We start from the raw sequence: 260 nt of genomic DNA, 5'->3' as shown, positions 1-260 counted from the left end.
CTCTTTCTTTATACGAAGAATCATAATGGTCTCTTATATTATTCATATAAGATGGTGGAGCTATGCAGGATCGAACTGCAGACCTCCTGCGTGCAAGGCAGGCGCTCTCCCAGCTGAGCTATAGCCCCATCGGGATTCTTCTAATTTGTTATCATGTAATTTGTGTAGACACTCGTGAAACCGAAGTTTCCATTAAACTGTTTTTACTTCAAGATAAGGAGGTGATCCAACCCCAGGTTCCCCTAGGGTTACCTTGTTAC

1 tRNA gene is annotated in these 260 nt (G+C 43.1%); it reads right to left on the bottom strand.

Annotated features, from left to right (window positions below):
* Positions 1-52: 52 nt before the first annotated feature.
* Positions 53-128, bottom strand: a tRNA-Ala gene (locus H4J67_RS20175).
* Between the last annotated feature and the right edge of the window lie 132 nt (positions 129-260).

Source organism: Colwellia sp. BRX10-4 (genome assembly GCF_014077465.1).
Taxonomy (GTDB): Bacteria; Pseudomonadota; Gammaproteobacteria; order Enterobacterales; family Alteromonadaceae; genus Colwellia_A.
The sequence above is the reverse complement of the archived record's forward strand: the minus strand, read 5'-3'. Positions and strand labels throughout refer to the sequence as shown.